The organism is Bradyrhizobium sp. MOS003, assembly GCF_003020125.1.
Taxonomy (GTDB): Bacteria; Pseudomonadota; Alphaproteobacteria; order Rhizobiales; family Xanthobacteraceae; genus Bradyrhizobium.
Window position 1 is genome coordinate 199,373 of the sequence record NZ_PYFW01000003.1, and the last position, 17,941, is coordinate 217,313.

The 17,941-nt window shown below is 63.9% G+C and carries 15 protein-coding genes; 11 read left to right on the forward strand and 4 right to left on the reverse strand.

The window, feature by feature from the left end; all coding sequences use genetic code 11:
- Positions 1–56 precede the first annotated feature (56 nt).
- Together C7G42_RS15875 and C7G42_RS15880 are read left to right on the forward strand one after the other, a co-directional pair.
- Positions 57–1,247 (forward strand): dihydrodipicolinate synthase family protein, encoded by a 1,191-nt coding sequence (locus tag C7G42_RS15875; RefSeq protein WP_106949907.1) that lies wholly within the window; start codon positions 57–59, stop codon positions 1,245–1,247.
- Positions 1,247–2,110, forward strand: coding sequence for a sugar phosphate isomerase/epimerase family protein (locus tag C7G42_RS15880; protein WP_106949908.1), 864 nt, complete (start codon positions 1,247–1,249; stop codon positions 2,108–2,110). Before C7G42_RS15875 ends, C7G42_RS15880 begins: the two co-directional genes overlap by 1 nt.
- Before the next feature lie 101 nt (positions 2,111–2,211).
- Here the strand turns inward: C7G42_RS15880 and C7G42_RS15885 are convergent, their stop codons facing one another.
- Entirely contained in the window at positions 2,212–3,432 is a 1,221-nt protein-coding gene (locus tag C7G42_RS15885) for a cytochrome P450 (protein WP_106949909.1), read from the reverse strand.
- Between the two features lie 105 nt (positions 3,433–3,537).
- Here C7G42_RS15885 and C7G42_RS15890 point away from each other — a divergent pair, with 105 nt between their 5' ends.
- The 9 genes from C7G42_RS15890 (at position 3,538) to cnbZ (ending at position 14,431) form a co-directional block, all read left to right on the forward strand.
- Positions 3,538–4,080, forward strand: a complete 543-nt coding sequence (locus C7G42_RS15890) for a phosphonopyruvate decarboxylase (RefSeq protein WP_199580934.1) — start codon at positions 3,538–3,540, stop codon at positions 4,078–4,080.
- A complete protein-coding gene (locus C7G42_RS15895; protein WP_106949911.1) occupies positions 4,077–4,667 on the forward strand; it encodes a thiamine pyrophosphate-dependent enzyme in 591 nt (196 codons plus the stop codon). The genes C7G42_RS15890 and C7G42_RS15895 overlap by 4 nt, the downstream gene beginning before the upstream one ends.
- 147 nt (positions 4,668–4,814) lie before the next feature.
- The gene (locus C7G42_RS15900; protein WP_199580988.1) at positions 4,815–5,516 is read left to right on the forward strand and encodes a TetR/AcrR family transcriptional regulator; all 702 of its coding nucleotides are present in this window, start codon (positions 4,815–4,817) and stop codon (positions 5,514–5,516) included.
- A gap of 1 nt (position 5,517) precedes the next feature.
- Positions 5,518–6,711: an efflux RND transporter periplasmic adaptor subunit gene (locus C7G42_RS15905; protein WP_199580935.1), complete on the forward strand. Its 1,194-nt coding sequence runs from the start codon at positions 5,518–5,520 to the stop codon at positions 6,709–6,711.
- 67 nt (positions 6,712–6,778) lie between these two features.
- Positions 6,779–9,874 carry a MexW/MexI family multidrug efflux RND transporter permease subunit gene (locus tag C7G42_RS15910; RefSeq protein WP_106949914.1) on the forward strand — a complete coding sequence of 1,032 codons (3,096 nt, stop codon included), beginning with the start codon at positions 6,779–6,781 and terminating at the stop codon, positions 9,872–9,874.
- Positions 9,875–10,005: 131 nt separating this feature from the next.
- A complete protein-coding gene (locus tag C7G42_RS15915; protein ID WP_106949915.1) occupies positions 10,006–12,042 on the forward strand; it encodes a sensor histidine kinase in 2,037 nt (678 codons plus the stop codon).
- Complete coding sequence (locus tag C7G42_RS15920; RefSeq protein ID WP_106949916.1) at positions 12,039–12,428, forward strand: response regulator; 390 nt, start codon at positions 12,039–12,041, stop codon at positions 12,426–12,428. The genes C7G42_RS15915 and C7G42_RS15920 overlap by 4 nt, the downstream gene beginning before the upstream one ends.
- The gene (locus C7G42_RS15925) at positions 12,425–13,675 is read left to right on the forward strand and encodes an adenylate/guanylate cyclase domain-containing protein (protein WP_106949917.1); all 1,251 of its coding nucleotides are present in this window, start codon (positions 12,425–12,427) and stop codon (positions 13,673–13,675) included. Before C7G42_RS15920 ends, C7G42_RS15925 begins: the two co-directional genes overlap by 4 nt.
- A gap of 9 nt (positions 13,676–13,684) precedes the next feature.
- Positions 13,685–14,431, forward strand: coding sequence for a 2-amino-5-chloromuconate deaminase CnbZ (gene cnbZ, locus C7G42_RS15930; RefSeq protein ID WP_106949918.1), 747 nt, complete (start codon positions 13,685–13,687; stop codon positions 14,429–14,431).
- On the opposite strand, the gene C7G42_RS15935 is transcribed toward cnbZ, so the two are convergent.
- From C7G42_RS15935 to C7G42_RS15945, 3 genes are all read right to left on the reverse strand, one after another.
- Entirely contained in the window at positions 14,428–15,315 is an 888-nt protein-coding gene (locus C7G42_RS15935) for an ABC transporter permease (protein ID WP_106949919.1), read from the reverse strand. The genes cnbZ and C7G42_RS15935 overlap by 4 nt on opposite strands.
- Positions 15,316–15,318: 3 nt before the next feature.
- Complete coding sequence (locus C7G42_RS15940) at positions 15,319–16,260, reverse strand: ABC transporter permease (RefSeq protein ID WP_106949920.1); 942 nt, start codon at positions 16,258–16,260, stop codon at positions 15,319–15,321.
- Between the two features lie 157 nt (positions 16,261–16,417).
- Positions 16,418–17,941, reverse strand: a complete 1,524-nt coding sequence (locus C7G42_RS15945) for an ABC transporter substrate-binding protein (RefSeq protein ID WP_106949921.1) — start codon at positions 17,939–17,941, stop codon at positions 16,418–16,420.

Below are 17,941 nucleotides of genomic sequence, written 5' to 3' on the forward strand. Positions count from 1 at the left end.
AGTCTGGATTGCTTCGTCGCTTCGCTCCTCGCAATGACGGGGAGAGGTCTGAAATCATGAACAAGCCCGTCCAGCCGATGTCATCCCTGTCTTTGAAGCTGCCGAAAGCCGATCGCTCGATCGAGACCTACCGGCTCGCGGCATCGCGGTCGTTCCCCGCAAAGCTCGAAGGCACGCTGAATCGTATCGCCTTCTCGGCCGTTCACACGGTCGTTGATCCCTTTGCCGACAACGATCCCTGGCTGTCGGCTGCCGTCGACTGGGACAGGACCATCGCTTTCCGCGAGCATGTCTGGGACCTCGGCCTCGGTGTTGCCGAAGCCATGGACACCGCGCAGCGCGGCATGGGGCTGGACTGGCCGACCTCGCTGGAGCTGATCACGCGCTCGGTAGGCGCCGCCAGGCGCCGCAACGCGCTGGTGTTCTCCGGCGCGGGCACCGATCATCTCGCGGTCGAAGATGCCAGGAGCCTCGACGACGTGATCCGCGCCTATGAGGAGCAGATCTCGGAAGTCGAAAAAGTCGGCGGCCGCATCATCCTGATGGCCTCGCGCGCGCTGGCCAAGCTCGGCCGCAACGCGGATGACTATGCCAAGGTCTACGATCGCGTGCTGTCGCAGGTCCGCGAGCCCGTGATCATCCATTGGCTCGGCGACGTGTTCGATCCCGCGCTGACGGGCTATTGGGGCACTGGTGATCTTGACCGGGCGATGGATACGGCCGTCGCCATCATCAACGGCAATGCCGCCAACGTCGACGGCGTCAAGGTTTCGCTGCTCGACAAGCAGCGCGAGATCGACATGCGCCGCCGCCTCGACAAGCGCATCAAGATGTACACCGGCGACGATTTCAATTACGCGGAACTGATCGCCGGGGACAGCGAAGGCTTTTCCCACGCGCTGCTCGGCATCTTCGACGCGATCGCGCCGGCAGCATCCTACGCGCTGTCGCGGCTGGCGGCTGGCGACGAGGCCGGTTTTCACGACGTGCTAGGGCCGACCGTGCCGCTGTCGCGCCATATCTTCAAGGCGCCTACGCGGTTCTACAAGACCGGCGTGGTGTTCATGGCGTATCTCAACGGCCATCAGGACCATTTCACCATGGTCGGCGGGCAGGAGAGTACGCGCTCCACGCTGCATCTGGCCGAACTGTTCCGTCTGGCCGATAAGGCCGGCCTGCTCGCAAACCCTGAACTCGCGACGCAGCGGATGAAGACCGTGCTCGCCACCCACGGTATCGAATCCTGATGCGCGATTTCTCGTCCGACCACCGCTGGCTGTCGCTCAACACGGCGACCGTCCGCAAGCAGGGTGACCTCGTCGCGATCATCGATGCCTGCGCGAAGCAGGCTATTCGCGCCATCGATCCCTGGCGCGACCAGGTCGCCGCCGTGGGTCTCGACCGTGCCGCGCGCGCGGTGCGTGATGCCGGCCTTGAATTGTCGGGCTATTGCCGCGGCGGCATGTTCACCTCGGACGCATCGCGCCGGAGTGAAGTGCGCGACGACAACAAGCGCTGCGTCGACGAAGCCAAGGCGTTGGGCGCGCCCTGCATCGTTCTCGTCGTCGGCGGCCTGCCGCAATATTCGCGGCCCGGTAGCGAGGCGTCGAAGGACATTGCGGCAGCGCGCGGACAGGTCGAAGAGGCGCTGGCCGAGATGCTCGACTATGCGCGACAGGCAAACCTGCCGCTGGCCATCGAGCCCCTACATCCAGCCTATGCGGCCGATCGCGCCTGCGTGAACACGACGAAGCAGGCGCTCGATATCTGCGATCGGCTCGATCCTGCCCGCAGCGGCATGATCGGCGTCGCGCTCGATGTCTATCACATCTGGTGGGATCCGGATCTGATGGGCCAGATCGCGCGGGCCGGCAAGGATCGCCTGCTGGCCTTTCACGTCTGCGACTGGCTGGTGCCGACCAGGGACATCCTCAACGACCGCGGCATGATGGGCGACGGCGTCATCGACATCAGATCGGTGCGTGCCGCCGTCGAAGCGCAGGGCTTTGCCGGCTATTCCGAGATCGAGATATTCTCCAACGATTGGTGGGGCAAGCCGATGGACGAAGTGCTGCGCACCTGCGTTACCAGGCACAGGACGGCAGTTTAGGTACTATAGTATTGCTCACCAACTCAGCTGGATTGCTGCGATAAATCAAACCCTTGGCTACTGTGCATGGGGTTGTTTTCGCAAATTTTGCTGTGAGGCCCTCATCCGATCGTGCAGGGCACGCTCAAAAAGCCGCGAAACCGCACCCGTCCACCGCGCGTTGGCTGGCCGCTCACGGCATAGTTCGGGAAGCGCCCCAGGAAGCGCGAGATCGCAATCGCCCCCTCCAATCGGGCCAACGCCATGCCGGCACATTGATGCACACCGGTGGCGAAGGCGAGATGCCGGTTCGGCGTGCGTGCGATGTCGAAGCGTTCAGGGTCGGCAAACTGCGCAGGATCGCGGTTGGCCGCGCCAATGCACAGCGTCACCGACGTGCCGGCCTCGAGCATGACGCCGCCCAGCTCGACCGGTTCGGTGGTCATGCGGTTGCCGAGCTGGTTCGAGCTCTCGTAGCGCAGCACCTCCTCGACGGCGGTCTTGATCATGTCGGGGTTGCCGGTCAGCCGCTGCTTCTGGTCGGGATTGCGGTCCAGCGCGACGAGGCCGTTGCCGATCAGGTTGGTGGTGGTCTCGTGGCCGGCATTGAGCAGGAAGATGCAATTGTGCAGCAGTTCCTTCTCGGTCAGCCGCTCGCCATTCTCCTCGCCCTGGATCAGGCGCGTCAGCACATCGCGCTCGGGATTGCCCGGCTTGGCGCGCCGGCGCGCGACCAGCGTATCGAGATAAGCAAGGAAGTCTTTTACAGCGTTGTTGCCGCGCGTGGCCGCATCAGGCGACACCACGGGTTCGAGCGCGCCGAGGATCGCCAGTGACCACTCGCGCAGCGGCCCGCGTTCCTCATGAGGCACGTCGAGCAGATTGCCGATCACCTCGATCGGAATGGACGCCGCGAAGTCCTCGATCAGCTCGCAAGCACCCTTGGCCGCAATGGCGTCGAGCAGGCCGTCGACGAGCTTGACGATGTCAGACTCCATGCCGGCAATCGCCCGCGGCGACAGCGCGCCCATGATCAGGCGGCGGACACGGGTGTGCGATGGCGGATCGTTGAAGACGAGGCTGGTGGTGTGATGTTCGTAGAGCGGGGTGTCGCCGTATTTCGGCGCGAACTCGCGCTTCTTGTCCGAGCTGAACGATTTGGTGTTCTTGTAGGTGGTGACGAGATCGTCGTAGCGGGTCAGGAACACGGTGCCGCTGCGCAAGCGCTTGACCGGTTCGTTCTCCCGCAGTGCACGATAGGTGGGGTAGGGGTCGTCGTAAAACTGCGGCGTCAGCTTCTCGAGGTCGAAGCCTGCCGCCAGCGCCTTCGCATCTGCGTTCATCCCGTTATACTCGCCGGTTAAAGCCGTTATGCCGTTTTTGTTGTTCTGGTCGGCGCATGCATGCGTCTACAGTCTCTGCACCTTGCTAGCCGACCGGACAGGAAAATGCACGCCCACGCTGATGCCGCCGACACGGCCCCGAACTGGCCGGATGATATTTTCGCGACCCTGCAACGCTTCGATGTCAGGCAGGTGCCTTACGTGCCGGACGCCGGCCATTCGAAGCTGATCCAGCGCGTGCTGAGCTCCTCGACCATGCGCGGCATTCCGCTCACCACGGAGGAGGAGGGCGTGGCGCTGCTTGCCGGCGCCTGGGCCGGCGGCCAGCGTGGCGTCCTGCTGATGCAATCGAGTGGCGTCGGCAATTGCATCAATATGCTGTCGCTGATTCCGATCCTGCGTTTCCCCTTCCTCACGCTGGTGACCATGCGCGGCGAGTGGGGAGAGTTCAATCCGTGGCAGGTGCCGATGGGCTCGACCACGCAGGGCGTGTTCGAACTGTCGGGTGTCCAGGTGTTGCGTGCCTCAAACGCGGCCGAGGTGCCGGCCGTTCTGGAAGCCGCTGCGTCACAAGCCTACAACGCGCTCACGCCCACCGCCGTCCTGCTGTCGCAGCGCCTGATCGGCGCCAAGGTTTTCACCAAATGAGCAAGGCCAATCTCCTCGACCGCCGGCAGGTGGTGTCCACGCTGCTGGCGAACCGCAAGGACGTCGTCGCGATCGGCGGCCTCGGTGCCTCGACCAACGACATGTGCGCAGCCGGCGACCACGCCCGTAATTTCTATCTCTGGGGCGGCATGGGCGGCGCGGCGATGATTGGTCTGGGCCTCGCTCTGGCGCAGCCGAAGCTGCCGGTACTGGTCATTACCGGCGACGGCGAAATGCTGATGGGCCTGGGCAGCCTTGCCACCATCGGCCTGCAGAAGCCGGCGAACCTGTCGATCGCGGTGCTCGACAACGAGGCCTATGGCGAGACCGGCGGCCAGACCAGCCACACCTCGGCCGCCGCCGATCTCGTCGGCGTCGCCAAGGCCTGCGGCATCAAGGACAGCCAGTCGATCACGACCATGGCTGAGGTCGAGGCATTCGCCAAAGCCGTCCACGACGTCTCGGCCGGGCCGCGCTTTGCCAATATGAAGATCGATAGCGCCAGTCTGGAGCGGATCCTGCCGACCCGGGACGGGACTTACATCGTGAACCGGATCCGCAGCGACCTCGGCTTCCAGCCGATCTAGGGCGGGCCTGTCCATTCCCGCCTGCACTGAGGTCCTGCACGGACACCGTGCAGGACGGGCCAATTTCCATTGAATTAACAACGCACTCAGGTTGCGATGCAACATAGTGCTTGACTTTGACGTGGGTGAGTGGTTACTCACCGGCCTATGAGCTCATTGCGTATGACGAGCGACCTGAGGCGTCAATTGATCCTCGGTGCCGCGAAGCGCTGCTTTTCCCGACACGGCTATACCGGCACCACGACCAAGAGCGTGGCGGCCGCCGCTGCCATTTCCGAGGCGCTGCTGTTCAAGCATTTCCCGTCTAAGGCGGCGCTCTACGCCGAGATCCTGAGCGACGAATGCGAGGCGGACCCGGCCCTGATGGAGCTGCTGGAGCGGGAGCCCTCGACCGCCACCCTGGTTGAAGTCATCCGCGGCATGGTCGGGCATTTCCTCCACATCGCCGACGGTCCCGATCAGGAAGAGGCCCAGCGCCTGCGACTGATGACCACCAGCCATTTGGATGACGGCGAGTTCGCCCGTTTGCTTTATGCCAAGATCGAGAAACTGATCGGGGCGGTCTTCCTCGCCTCGCTGGAGCGAGCTGTTGCGGCGGGGGACGCGCGGCCGTTCAGCGGCGACCCGCTCAACCTGTTCTGGTTTGCGCATCACACGGTGATGACTGCGGCGCTGACCAGGCTGCCGGCCGCGCCTTGCCTCGCTTACGGCAAGGCTGAAGACCTCGAGCGGCAGCTGTGTGAGTTTCTCCTGAGGGGTATCGGACTTAACGACGCCGCAATTGCTTCGCATCTGGGCCACAATCAGGCCGCGGATGCCGGCAAGACGGCGATTGCAGAGAGCGCATGACATGAACATCGTAACCGAACACAAGATTTCGGGCGAACCGATCGACACCAAGGCTCCCAAGCGTCCGGTCCGGCCGGTGCTGTGGTTCATTATCGTCGGCACGCTCCTGGCCGTACTGGTGGGCGGCCTCGTCTGGTTCAATTTCTTCCGCGGCCAGATGATCAAGCAGTTCTTTGCCAACAACAAGCCGCCGCCGACTTTGGTGAGTGCGGCCGAGGCGAAGTCCGAGGTGGTGCCGAACCTGCTGACCGCGGTCGGCGGGCTGTTCGCCGTGCACCAGGTCGACGTCAGTGCCGACGTCAACGGCCGCGTCACCGAGATCAAGTTCGCGCCGGGCACGCGTGTCGAGGCCGGCACGCCGCTGGTGCAGCTGTTCGACGCACCGGAGCAGGGCGACCTTGCCAATTATAAGGCTCAGGCGACCGTCGCGCAGCTGTCGCTCGATCGCGCCAAGCAGCTGGCCTCGCGCCAGTTCGGTCCGCAGGCGACCGTCGATACCGCGCAGGCCGCCTACGACCAGGCGCAGGCCGGCATCGCCAAGACCGAGGCGCTGATCTCGCAGAAGCTGGTGCGCGCACCGTTCTCCGGCGATCTCGGCGTCCGCAAGGTCGAGGTCGGCCAATATCTGACCGCCGGCACGGCGATCGTGTCGCTGACCGATCTGTCGGAGCTGTGGGCCAACTTCACCGTGACGGAAAAGGACTCGGGCAACCTCAAGGTCGGCCAGACGGTCCGGCTCAAGGTCGACGCCTATCCGGGCCGCATCTTCGAAGGCAAAATCACCACGATCGAACCCCAAATCTCGACCGACACCCGCAACATCCGCGTGCAGGCGACGATCGCCAATCCGGAGAAGATCCTGAAGCCGGGCATGTTCGTGACCACCACGGTGGTGCTGCCGGACAAGCCGGCCGTGATCACCGTTCCGGAGACCGCGGTCGACTACACGCTGTACGGCGACTCCGTGTTCGTGATCACCGAGAAGAAGGAAGAGGACGGCAAGACCAGCCTCTCCGCGGTGCGCACCTTCGTGCAGACTGGCAGCCGTGTCGACGGTCGCGTCGAAATCGTCAAGGGCATCAAGCCGGGTGACAAGGTCGTCGCCGTCGGTCAGCTCAAGCTGCAATCGGGCGCCGCAGTTGCGATTTCGACCGACCCGGGCCCGCAGATCCCGGCGCAGCCGCCGCGTTACTGACAAAACACGCGCGTGATCCGGCTCGGCCGGATCACGTCTGTCGAGACATAGAATCGAGATCGCCGCGATGCGCTTTACCGACATTTTCATCAAACGACCGGTCCTGTCGGTCGTTGTCAGCCTGCTGATCCTGCTGATCGGCCTCCGCGCGGCGATGGTGCTGCCGATCCGGCAATATCCGAAGCTTTCGAACACGGTCATCAACATCACGACCGTCTATCCCGGCGCGTCCGCGGACCTGATCCAGGGCTTCATCACGACGCCGATCGAGCAGGCGGTCGCCTCCGCCGAGGGCGTCGACTACATGACCTCGTCCTCGGTGCTCGGCACCTCGACGATCCAGGTCTACATCAAGCTGAACTTCGATCCGAACCAGGCGCTCACCGAGGTGCTCGCCAAGACGAACTCGGTCAAATATTTGATCCCGAAGGAATCCAACGACCCGATCGTCACGAAGACCACGGGCCAGACCACGGCCGTGATGTATCTCGGCTTCTCCTCGGAGGAGCTGTCGGGCTCGGCGATCTCCGATTATCTGACCCGCGTGGTGCAGCCGGTGCTGTCGACCGTCGACGGCGTCGCGTCGGCCGACATTCTGGGCGGCCAGACCTTTGCGATGCGGCTGTGGCTCGATCCCATGAAGATGGCCGGCCGCAACGTCTCATCGGCGGACGTGGCCGCGGCGATCCAAGCCAACAACTTCCAGTCGGCGGCGGGCCAGACCAAGGGCTATCTGATCGTTTCCAACATTTCGACGAACACCAGCCTGACAGACGTCAATCAGTTCAGGAAGATGATCGTCAAGGCCAAGGACGGCGGCTTCGTACGGATGGAGGATATCGCCACCGTCGAGCTTGCCGCGCAGAGCACGGATGCGAGCGTCGCCTTCAATGGCGAGCATGCGATCTTCATCGGCGTGAACGCGACGCCGCAAGGCAACCCGCTGACGCTGGTCAAGGGCGTGCGTGCGCTGTTCCCGGAACTCGAGCGCAATCTGCCGCCGTCGATGAAGATGAAGGTCGCCTACGACTCGACCAAGTTCATTCAATCCTCGATCGACGAGGTGGAGAAGACGCTGGGCGAAGCCGTGATCATCGTGATCGTGGTCATCTTCCTGTTCCTGGCCTCGCTCCGCTCCGTCATCATTCCGGTCGTCACGATTCCGCTGTCGATGATCGGCGTCTGTACGTTGATGCTGGCGCTGGGCTTCAGCTTCAACTTGCTGACGCTGCTGGCGATGGTGCTCGCGATCGGCCTCGTGGTCGACGACGCCATCGTCGTCGTGGAGAACATCCATCGACATCTGGAGGAGGGGAAAACGCCCGTCCAGGCGGCGGTGGAGGGCGCGCGCGAAATCGTCGGTCCCGTCATCTCCATGACCATCACGCTCGCCGCGGTGTATGCGCCGATCGGCTTCCTTGGCGGTCTCACCGGCTCGCTGTTCCGCGAATTCGCCTTTACGCTTGCGGGCTCGGTGATCGTGTCAGGCGTGATCGCGCTGACGCTGTCACCGATGATGTGCTCGGTGCTGCTCAAGAACACCGAGGAGGGCCGCTTCGCCAAGCTCGTGAACCGCGTGTTCGGCGCGCTGACGCGGTGGTATGGCCGCAGGCTCGACCGTTCGCTGGATTACAAGGCGATTACCGGCCTGTTCGCGATCACGATCCTCGGGCTCGTGGGCTTCCTCTATATGCACACCTCGAAAGAGCTGGCGCCTGAAGAAGACCAGGGCATCGTGTTCGCGGTGACCAAGGCGCCGAAATACGCCAACATCGACTATGTCGATTTTTACGGCGAGAAGCTCGACAAGGAATTCCAGAAATTCCCCGAGACCGATCTGCGCTTCGTGCTGAACGGCATCAACGGTCCACAAGGCGGCATCGCCGGCATGTTGCTCAAGCCCTGGGATGAACGCAAACGTTCGGCAATCCAGTTGAAGCCGCTGGTCCAGGCCGAGCTCTCGAAGATCGAAGGCGTGCAGGCCTTCGCTTTCAACCTGCCGCCGCTGCCCGGCGGGCCGGGCGGGCTGCCGGTGCAGATGGTGATCAATTCCACCGCCGGCTTCCAGGCGGTGTTCGAGCAGATGGAGAAGCTGAAGGACGCTGCGCGCAAGAGCGGCATGTTCATCGTCTCCGACAGCGACCTCGCCTATAACCAGCCCAACGTGGAGGTCACGATCGACCGCACCAAGGCGCAGGATCTGGGTGTCAACATGCAGAACCTCGGCAGCACGCTCGCGGTTCTGCTTGGTGGCAACTACATCAACCGCTTCAATCTCGAAGGCCGTTCCTATCAGGTGATCCCGCAGGTGCCGCGCAGCAGCCGGCTCTCGCCGGAATCGCTCGGTGGCTATTACGTTACGACCAACACGGGCCAGCAGCTTCCGCTGTCGACCGTGGTTTCGGTCAGGACCAAGACCGCCCCGAATTCGCTGACCCACTACAACCAGCTCAATTCGGCGACGTTCTCGGCCGTGCCGATGCCCGGCGTGACCGTCGGTGCGGCTGTGGACTTCCTCGAGGGCGAGGCCAAGAAGCTGCCGGCCGGCTTCAGCCACGACTATCTCGCGGATAGCAGGCAGTACGTGCAGGAAGGCAACCAGCTCGCGATCACCTTCGGTTTCGCGCTGATCATCATCTTCCTGGTGCTGGCGGCGCAGTTCGAGAGCTTGCGTGACCCGTTCGTGATCATGATCTCGGTTCCGATGGCGATCGTGGGTGCGCTGATCCCGCTGTTCTTCGGCATGGCGACGATGAACATCTACACCCAGGTCGGTCTGCTCACCCTGGTCGGCCTGATCACCAAGCACGGCATCCTGATGGTGGAGTTCGCCAACGAGCTCCAGGTCAACGAGCGGCTCGATCGCCGCTCGGCCATCGAGATGTCAGCCCGCATTCGTCTCCGTCCGATCCTGATGACCACGGCTGCGATGGTGACCGGCCTCATTCCGCTGCTGACCGCAACCGGCGCGGGCGCGGCCAGCCGCTTCTCGATCGGCCTGGTCGTCGTGGCCGGCATGTCGATCGGCACGCTGTTCACGTTGTTCGTACTGCCTGCCGTTTACGTGGTTCTTGCCACTGACCATCGCGCGGCGGCAGATTCCGAACGGAACAAGCAGGTCAGCGAGTTCGACCTCGACTCCAAGGCCCTGCGGCCGACCTGAAGCCGCTAGCTAGCAAGCGAACCAGAGGGCGGCAGCGGCGAGGTTCGCTGCCGCCCTTTTCTTTGTGGGCCCGTTCGAGCTTGTTGCCGCCCAAGAGACAAGAGCCGGTCTTCTTGCTAGGTTCCCGCTCCATGAGCCTCTCCCTCCATCCGGACACGCCGCAAGCCAGCATGCTGCCAAGCCAAGCTCCGGCTGACGCGGCGGCGAGACGGGGGATCACGACCCGGCTCTTCACCAAATACGTCGCGCTGTTCGTCGCGGTCGTCGCGATTGCGCTGCTGGCCAATGGCCTGTTCGAGGTCTTTTTCTACTATCGCGAGCACAAGGCCTCGCTGATCCGGGTCCAGCATGAGCAGGCCGAGGCGGCCGCGGCCAAGATCGGCCAGTTCGTCAAGGAGATCGAGAGCCAGCTCGGATGGACCACACAACTGCCGTGGTCAGCGGGCTCGATCGAGCAGCGCCGCTTCGATGCACTGCGGCTGCTGCGTCAGGTGCCTGCCATCACCGAGCTCGCCCAGGTCGATTCATCCGGGAAGGAGCGGCTGCGGGTCTCGCGGCTGGCGATGGACTCGATCGAGAGCGGGATCGACCTGTCGGGCGATCCGAAGTTCACCGAAGCAGTCGCGCACAAGGTCTATTACGGCCCGGTTTATTTCCGCAGGGAGTCCGAACCCTATATGACGCTGGCCTTGGCCGGCGCGCGCAAGGATGCCGGCGTCAGCATCGCCGAAGTCAATCTCAAGCTGATCTGGGACGTGGTTTCGCAGATCAAGGTCGGCGAGCACGGGCACGCTTATGTGGTCGGCCCGGAAGGGCGCCTGATCGCGCATCCCGACATCAGTCTCGTGCTGCGCAACACCGACATGTCCGGGCTCGCGCAGGTGCGCGCCGCGCAGGCTGCCGGCGGCGCCATGCCGGACGCGCTCGAGGAAGCGCGCAACATCCAGGGTCAGAAGGTCCTGACCGCCTCGGCACCGATCGCGCCGCTGCACTGGACCATGTTCGTTGAGCTCCCGGTCGAAGAGGCCTATGCATCGCTCTACGCCTCGCTGCAGCGGCTCGCGATCGTGCTGCTCGCAGCATCCATCTTCGCGGTGCTCGCCGGGATATTTCTGGCGCGCCGCATGGTCGGGCCGATCCAGGCGCTGCGCAGCGGCGCCGAACGGATCGGCGGTGGCGACTTCTCCCAGCGCATCTCGATCCGGACGGGCGACGAGCTCGAAGGGCTCGCCGACCAGTTCAACGACATGGGCGCGCGCTTGCAGGAATCCTATGCGGACCTGGAAAAGAAGGTCGAGCAACGGACGGCAGAACTCCGGCAATCGCTCAACGACCTGCGCACCGCTCAGCACCGCCTGGTCCAGACCGAGAAGCTCGCCTCGCTCGGCCAGCTCACCGCCGGCATCGCTCACGAGATCAAGAACCCGCTCAACTTCGTCAACAATTTCTCCGCAGTCTCGACCGAGCTGATCGACGAGCTCAAGGAGGCCCTGCAATCGGCCGCGCTTGACGGCAAGACCAGGGGTGAGGTCGACGAGCTGACCGGCATGCTCAGGAGCAATCTCGAGAAGGTGGTGCAGCACGGAAAGCGCGCCGATTCCATCGTCAGGAACATGCTATTGCATTCGCGCGAGGGTTCCGGCGAGCATCGGGCCGTCGACATCAATGTGATCGTGGAGGAGAGCCTCAATTTAGCCTATCACGGCGCACGCGCCGAACGTCCGTCCTTCAACGTCACGCTCCAGCGCACGTTCGATCCCGCCGCCGGCATGGTCGACATCCATCCGCAGGAGATGACGCGGGTGTTCCTCAACCTGATCTCGAATGGCTTCTATGCCACTGCCAAGCGCAAGGAGAGCGAGGGTGAGGCCTTCGAGCCGACCTTGAGCGCGGCAACCAAGGACTTGGGCGGCAGGGTCGAAATCCGGATCCGCGACAATGGCACGGGAATTCCCCCCGAGGTGAAGGAGAAGATGTTCAATCCCTTCTTCACCACCAAGCCGGCCGGCGAGGGCACCGGGCTCGGTCTGTCCATGAGCCACGATATCGTCGTGAAGCAGCACGGCGGCACCATCGACGTGAACACCGCACCAGGTGTATTCACCGAGTTCATCATCACCCTGCCGCGCACGATGGCGGCGGAGGGCATTTCCGGAGGCAAGTCGTGAACGTTTACATCCTGGTCGTCGACGACGAGCCCGATGTCGAGGCGCTGTTCCGGCAGCAGTTCCGGCGCGAGCTGCGCGCCGGCCGCTTCCAGATGGAGTTCGCCTCCTCTGCAACCGATGCGCTCAAGCGGGCCGCCGAGGTTCGCGATCCCTCGTTGATCCTGATCCTGTCCGACATCAACATGCCCGGCATTAGTGGGCTCGACATGCTGCCGAAAGTACGTGCCGCACATCCGGACGTTCCCGTCATCATGATTACGGCCTATGGCGACGCCGAGACGCGACGCAAGGCGATCGAGCGCGGCGCCGTCGGACTCTTGACCAAGCCGATCGACTTCGCGCTCCTGCGACAGGAGATCGACACGAGGCTCGAGCAAGCCGCATGAGCGCGACCATCCTCTTCGTCGACGACGAGCCGGACCTCGAAGCGCTGGTCCTGCAAAAGTTTCGCAGGCAGATCCGCGACGGACAGGTCACCATCATATTCGCCCGCGACGGTGTCGAGGCGCTGGCCTTGCTCGAGCAGAATCCCGAAGTCGACATGGTGGTCTCCGATATCAACATGCCCCGGATGGACGGGCTATCGCTGCTCGCGAAACTCCAGGAGGCCGAGGACAAGAAGTCGACCATCATCGTCTCGGCCTATGGCGACATGAGCAACATCCGCACCGCCATGAACCGCGGGGCGTTCGACTTCCTGACCAAGCCAATCGACTTCGCCGATCTGGAAGCGACGATCGAGAAGACCATCCGCCATATCGAGATGCTGCGCGAGGTGCGGCGCCGGCAGGCGGAAGCCGAGCGCGCGCATGCGGCGCTATCGCGTCATTTCTCGCCCGAGCTTGCCAGGCGTCTGGCGGCCGGCAGCGACGGCGAGGGGATCGAAGTTCAATGGCGCGATGTCGCCACCATCTTCACCGATATCACTGGCTTCACTTCGTTGGTCGAAACCGCGTCGCCCGAGACGTTGGGCAAGCTGCTCAACGAGTATGTCGGCGGCATGACTGAAGTCGTCTTCGGACATGAAGGCACGGTCGCGAAGATCATCGGCGACGCGATCCAGGTTCTGTTCAACGCGCCCGGCGACCAGCCGGATTATGCCACGCGTGCGGTCGCCTGCGCCCATGAGCTCGATGCCTGGGCGCAGGGCTTTCGCGCGCGCCAGAGCGCCATCGGCGTCACCTTCGGTGCCACCCGCATCGGCATTCACGCCGGCCCGGCGTTGGTCGGCAATTTCGGCGGCAATCGCTTCTTCGACTACACCGCGTATGGGGACTCCATCAACATTGCGGCACGGCTGGAGGCCGCCAACAAGCATCTGGGTACCCGCATCTGCGTCAGCGCCAGCATCGCAGAGGCGGCCGAGAATTTTCAAGGCCGCCCCGTGGGCGAGCTGATGCTGCGCGGACGCAGCGAGCCGTTGCGCGCGTTCGAGCCGCTGCAGCAGGCTAAATTCGAAGCGCCGGAAACGGCTCTGTATTCCGAGGCTTTCGCCAAGATGGAGGCCGGTGATGTCGCGGCCATGCCGGCCTTCGCCGCACTGGTCGGCATGCACGCCGACGATTCCCTGGCCGGCTTTCACCTGAGGCGCCTGCTCAACGGCGCCAACGGCATTCGCATGCAACTGGAATAGGAGTTCGTCATGGTTCGCGAATTTTCTGCAGGCAATTACCGCTTCATTCCGTCCGTGTTTCAATATTCGGCAGGTGCCGTCGCGGATGACGGTTACGAGATCGAACGCGTTCGCTTCGACCGTCTGGTGCCGCTTGCGGAGGGGTTTGCGCTGGTCGCAAAGTTCATCCAGGACGCAGGGCGGCCGCTGACGGCGTTCTGCGCCTGCGAGCTGCGTTCGCCGGCGGCCTTCAGCGAAGAGGGTTTTCGCGCGTTCAACCTGCATTACGTAAAGACGCTGTCGGAATGGGGCATCTTCGACGGCACCACCAACCCGGTGGCGCGCAGCAATGTCTGTCCGGAGATCGATCCGCCGGCCGAGCCGTCGTTCTATGCGTTCTCGTTCACCCGGCCGACCCGCTCGAAAGGGCCGTCCTTCGTGATATCTGGCGGTGCCGAGGCGCGCGAGGGCAGCGGCACCTATGTCGAGCGTACCGTGCGCTATCGCGACCTCAGCCCGGAGGGGCTGCGGGAGAAGGTGCGCTTCACCACGACGTCGCAGATGGAGGCTCGGATGGCGGCCTTCGGCTTCGGCTGGAGCGACACGACCGCGGTGCAGGCCTATTCCGTGCACGATTTCCACCACGCGCTCGTCGACGAACTGGTGCGCCGCGGCGCGTTGCGCTCGGGCCTGACCTGGCATTTTGCCCGGCCGCCGGTGGTCGATCTGGAATACGAGATGGATTGCCGCCGGGTGTTGCGCGAGGTGGTGATTTAACGCTGCCTCGGATCGAGCGCGTCGCGCAGGCCGTCGCCGAGCAGGTTGAGCGACAGCACCACGAGGAAGATTGCCAGCCCCGGCCAGATCGCCATCCACGGCGCCTGGGTCAGGAAGCGCTGCGCCGCATTGAGCATGCTGCCCCATGACGGCGCCGGCGGCTGCTGGCCGAGGCCGAGGAACGACAACGCGGCCTCGGCGATGATCGCGGCGGCGATCGAGAGCGTCGCCTGCACCAGAAGCGTGGGCAGGACGTTTGGCAGGATATGCGAGAACGCAATGCGCCAGGGCGGATTGCCGAGCGCGCGCGCTGCCTCGACATAATCCTCGGCCTTGACGACGAGCACCTGGCCTCGGGTCAGGCGGATGAAGATCGGTGTTGCGGAGATGCCGATCGCAATCATGGCATTGCCGAGGCTCGGCCCGAGGAATGCCGCCAGCGCGATCGCCAGGATCAGGAACGGGCAGGCCAGCATCGCGTCCGTGATCCGGCTGATCAGCGCGTCGACGAAGCCGCCGCGATAGCCGGCGAGAAGGCCGAGCGGCACGCCGATACCCAGCGCGATCGCGACCGAGATCAGACCCGCGAGCAGCGATGCCCGGGCGCCGTAGACGACGCGGCTCAGGATGTCGCGGCCGAGCTCGTCGGTACCGAACCAGTGCGCCGCGGTGGGCGGCTTGCGCACCAGGCTCCAGCTCGTCGCGATGGGATCATAGGGCACGACGAGCGGTGCGAAGGCCGCAAGCAAGATGAACGCCGTGATCACGACGAGCCCGAACACGGCGGCCTTGCGCTTGAATAGGCGCCGTCGGGCGCGGCGTGCCGGGCTGTCCAGCTCGTAGGCCTGGATGGCAGGGCTGGCTGGCAGGGCAGCGTCGGTCATCGCCTAGCCCCTCAGCCGCGGATTGACGAGGATATAGGCGATATCGGCGACGAGGTTCAGCGTGATGTAGACCGTGGCCGTGACCAGCACGACGCCCTGCACCACCGCGTAGTCGCGGTTGAAGACGGCGTCGACGATCAGCTTGCCGAAACCGGGAATGGAGAAGATCTGCTCGGTCAGGACGGCGCCGGACAGCAGCGTGCCGAGCTCCAGCGCGCCGAGCGTGATGATGGGCGTCAGCGCATTGCGCATGGCATGCTTGAGGATCACGGAGCGTTCGGAGAGCCCCTTTGCGCGCGCGGTGCGGACATAGTCGCTCTCCAGCACCTGAAGCATGGCGCTGCGGGTATGCCGCATCAGGACCGCGGAGATTGCGTTGCCGAGCACGAAGGCCGGCATGATGGTGGCAGCAAGGCTCGCGCGCCAGTCCTCGGTGAGCGGCACGTAGCCTGAGGCCGGCAACCAGCCGAGCTTGATCGAGAACAGGAAGATCAGCAGGATCCCGAGCCAGAAATTCGGCGTCGAGATCCCCCACAGCGCAAACAGGTTCGCGCCATAGTCCCAGGCCGTGCCCTTCTTCACCGCGGAGACGATGCCGGCGGGAATGCCGATGAAGAACGCGATCAGGATCGCCATCGAGCCCAGCTGCAGCGTCACCGGCAATTTTTGCGCGATCAGCTCGCGCACCGGCATCTTGTTGCGCAAGGACTCGCCGAAGTTACCGGTGAGGACTCCCTTGAGCCAGTACACATATTGCACAGGGATCGGCTGATCGAGCTTATACTGCTGCCGGATCTGTTCGATCACGGCGGGATCGCGCTCCTCGCCCGCCATCACCAGCGCGGGATCGCCCGGCAGCAATTGCTGGAGCGAGAAGATCAACACCGACACGAAGAACAGTGTCGGCACGATCTGAGCGATGCGGTGGGCAAGGAACCTCAGCATGGCCAGGCCCGTGTCCCGGGGGCGGCGCAACATGTAATGTTGGGCTGCTGAACCGGGACCCATCTATCACGATGGGCCGTCGCTATGGGTCCCGGCTCTGCAGTGCAGCGCTTGCGCGCTGCGCCGCGTCCGGGACACGCACCTATCGTCTGCTTCGTCACTTGAACTTCAACCCGACCACACGCACCAGCCCGTCCGGCATCTGCTTGTAGCCCTGAAGCTTGGTCGTGTGTGCGATCAGTAGCGTGCGGTGATAGATGTAGATGATCGGCAAATCGTCGAGCAGGATTTTTGTCAGCTTGGCGTAGATCGCCTTGCGCTCTTCGACATTGGACGTCGCCCGCCCGTCTTCCATCAGCTTGTCGGCGTCCGGATTTGCGTACCCGCCGTCATTCTGCGGTGCCTTGCTGCGCATGAAGATGTAGGAATTGCCGTCCGGGTCGATGCGGCCGCTCCAGTTGATCTGGAAGATCTGGAACTCGCCGGCCTGGGCCTGCTTGAATGTGGTCGCGAATTCGACCGCACGGATCTTGATGTCGAAGCCGGCTTCGGCGGCCATGGACTGCACGACCTGAGCCACGGCTTCGTTCTCCGCGCCCTTGGGAATCATGTAATCCACCGTCACCGGCAAGGTGACGCCGGCTTCCTTCAGCAGCGCCTTGGCCTTGGCGATGTCGCGGCCGTGGACCGGGAACGCCTTCTGGTAATAGGGATGCGTCGGGCTGACCCATTGATTGCCCGGCGTAAACTCGCCATTGAACACGACTTGGTTGAGGGCTTCGCGATCGATCGAGAGGTCGAGCGCCTGGCGGACTTTCGCCGACTGGCTCAGCGGCCCCTTGGTCTTGTCGTTGCCGATGTTGACGGTCAGGCCGAGATAGCCGAGTTCCGGCGCGGTGGAGAGCACGAGGCGGGAATCGGCGCGGACGTCCTTGATGTCGGTGGCAAGCACGCGCTCGATCAGATCGAGTCCGCCGGACTTCAAGTTGGCGAGCCGCACCGTCGCGTCGACGATCGGCAGGAACACCACGCGATCGATGTGGATGTTGTCCTTGTTCCAGTAGTCGGCGAATTTCTCGAACACGATGCGATCCTGCTGCACGCGCTCGACGAACTTGTAGGGGCCGGCGCAGACCGGATGCAGGCCGAATTTGTCGCCGGCCTCCTTCGCGGCCTTCGGCGAGACCATCATGCCGGAGCGGTCGGTGAGCTGGGCGATCAGCGGCGAGTAGGGGGTTTTCAGCACCAGCTTGATGGTGAGGGGATCGACCACCTCGACATGGTCGACGCTGGCAAGCTCCGACTTGCGGAACGAGGTCGGCAGCGTCATGTGACGCTCGATCGAGAATTTCGCGGCTTCCGCGTCCAGCGGCTCGCCGTCGTGGAATTTGACGCCCGGCCGGAGCTTGATCGTCATTTCCTTGCCGTCGGCCGAGGTCTCGTGGGACAGCGCGAGCTGCGGCACGATGTTGAGCTTCTCGTCGATGTCGAACAGCTTGTCGCAGAAGGCGGAGAACACGATGCGGCCGACATAGGTGCGGCCGATGCTGGGATCGAGGATATCGGGGTCCTCGGCGATGCCGATGCGAAGCGTGGTCTGGGCCTGAACCTGGTCCTGGGCCGCGCCCGCGAGCGACGTCAGCACAGCCGACGCCAGGATTGTCAAACGCATGAAACTCAT

Bases quoted from the DNA above. Each gene is read 5' to 3' on its own strand.
- C7G42_RS15875 (WP_106949907.1), top strand. From the start codon at position 57: ATGAACAAGCCCGTCCAGCCGATGTCATCCCTGTCTTTGAAGCTGCCG.
- C7G42_RS15880 (WP_106949908.1), top strand. From the start codon at position 1,247: ATGCGCGATTTCTCGTCCGACCACCGCTGGCTGTCGCTCAACACGGCG.
- C7G42_RS15885 (WP_106949909.1), bottom strand. From the start codon at position 3,432: ATGAACGCAGATGCGAAGGCGCTGGCGGCAGGCTTCGACCTCGAGAAG.
- C7G42_RS15890 (WP_199580934.1), top strand. From the start codon at position 3,538: ATGCACGCCCACGCTGATGCCGCCGACACGGCCCCGAACTGGCCGGAT.
- C7G42_RS15895 (WP_106949911.1), top strand. From the start codon at position 4,077: ATGAGCAAGGCCAATCTCCTCGACCGCCGGCAGGTGGTGTCCACGCTG.
- C7G42_RS15900 (WP_199580988.1), top strand. From the start codon at position 4,815: ATGAGCTCATTGCGTATGACGAGCGACCTGAGGCGTCAATTGATCCTC.
- C7G42_RS15905 (WP_199580935.1), top strand. From the start codon at position 5,518: ATGAACATCGTAACCGAACACAAGATTTCGGGCGAACCGATCGACACC.
- C7G42_RS15910 (WP_106949914.1), top strand. From the start codon at position 6,779: ATGCGCTTTACCGACATTTTCATCAAACGACCGGTCCTGTCGGTCGTT.
- C7G42_RS15915 (WP_106949915.1), top strand. From the start codon at position 10,006: ATGAGCCTCTCCCTCCATCCGGACACGCCGCAAGCCAGCATGCTGCCA.
- C7G42_RS15925 (WP_106949917.1), top strand. From the start codon at position 12,425: ATGAGCGCGACCATCCTCTTCGTCGACGACGAGCCGGACCTCGAAGCG.
- cnbZ (WP_106949918.1), top strand. From the start codon at position 13,685: ATGGTTCGCGAATTTTCTGCAGGCAATTACCGCTTCATTCCGTCCGTG.
- C7G42_RS15935 (WP_106949919.1), bottom strand. From the start codon at position 15,315: ATGACCGACGCTGCCCTGCCAGCCAGCCCTGCCATCCAGGCCTACGAG.
- C7G42_RS15940 (WP_106949920.1), bottom strand. From the start codon at position 16,260: ATGCTGAGGTTCCTTGCCCACCGCATCGCTCAGATCGTGCCGACACTG.
- C7G42_RS15945 (WP_106949921.1), bottom strand. From the start codon at position 17,941: ATGAGTTTCATGCGTTTGACAATCCTGGCGTCGGCTGTGCTGACGTCG.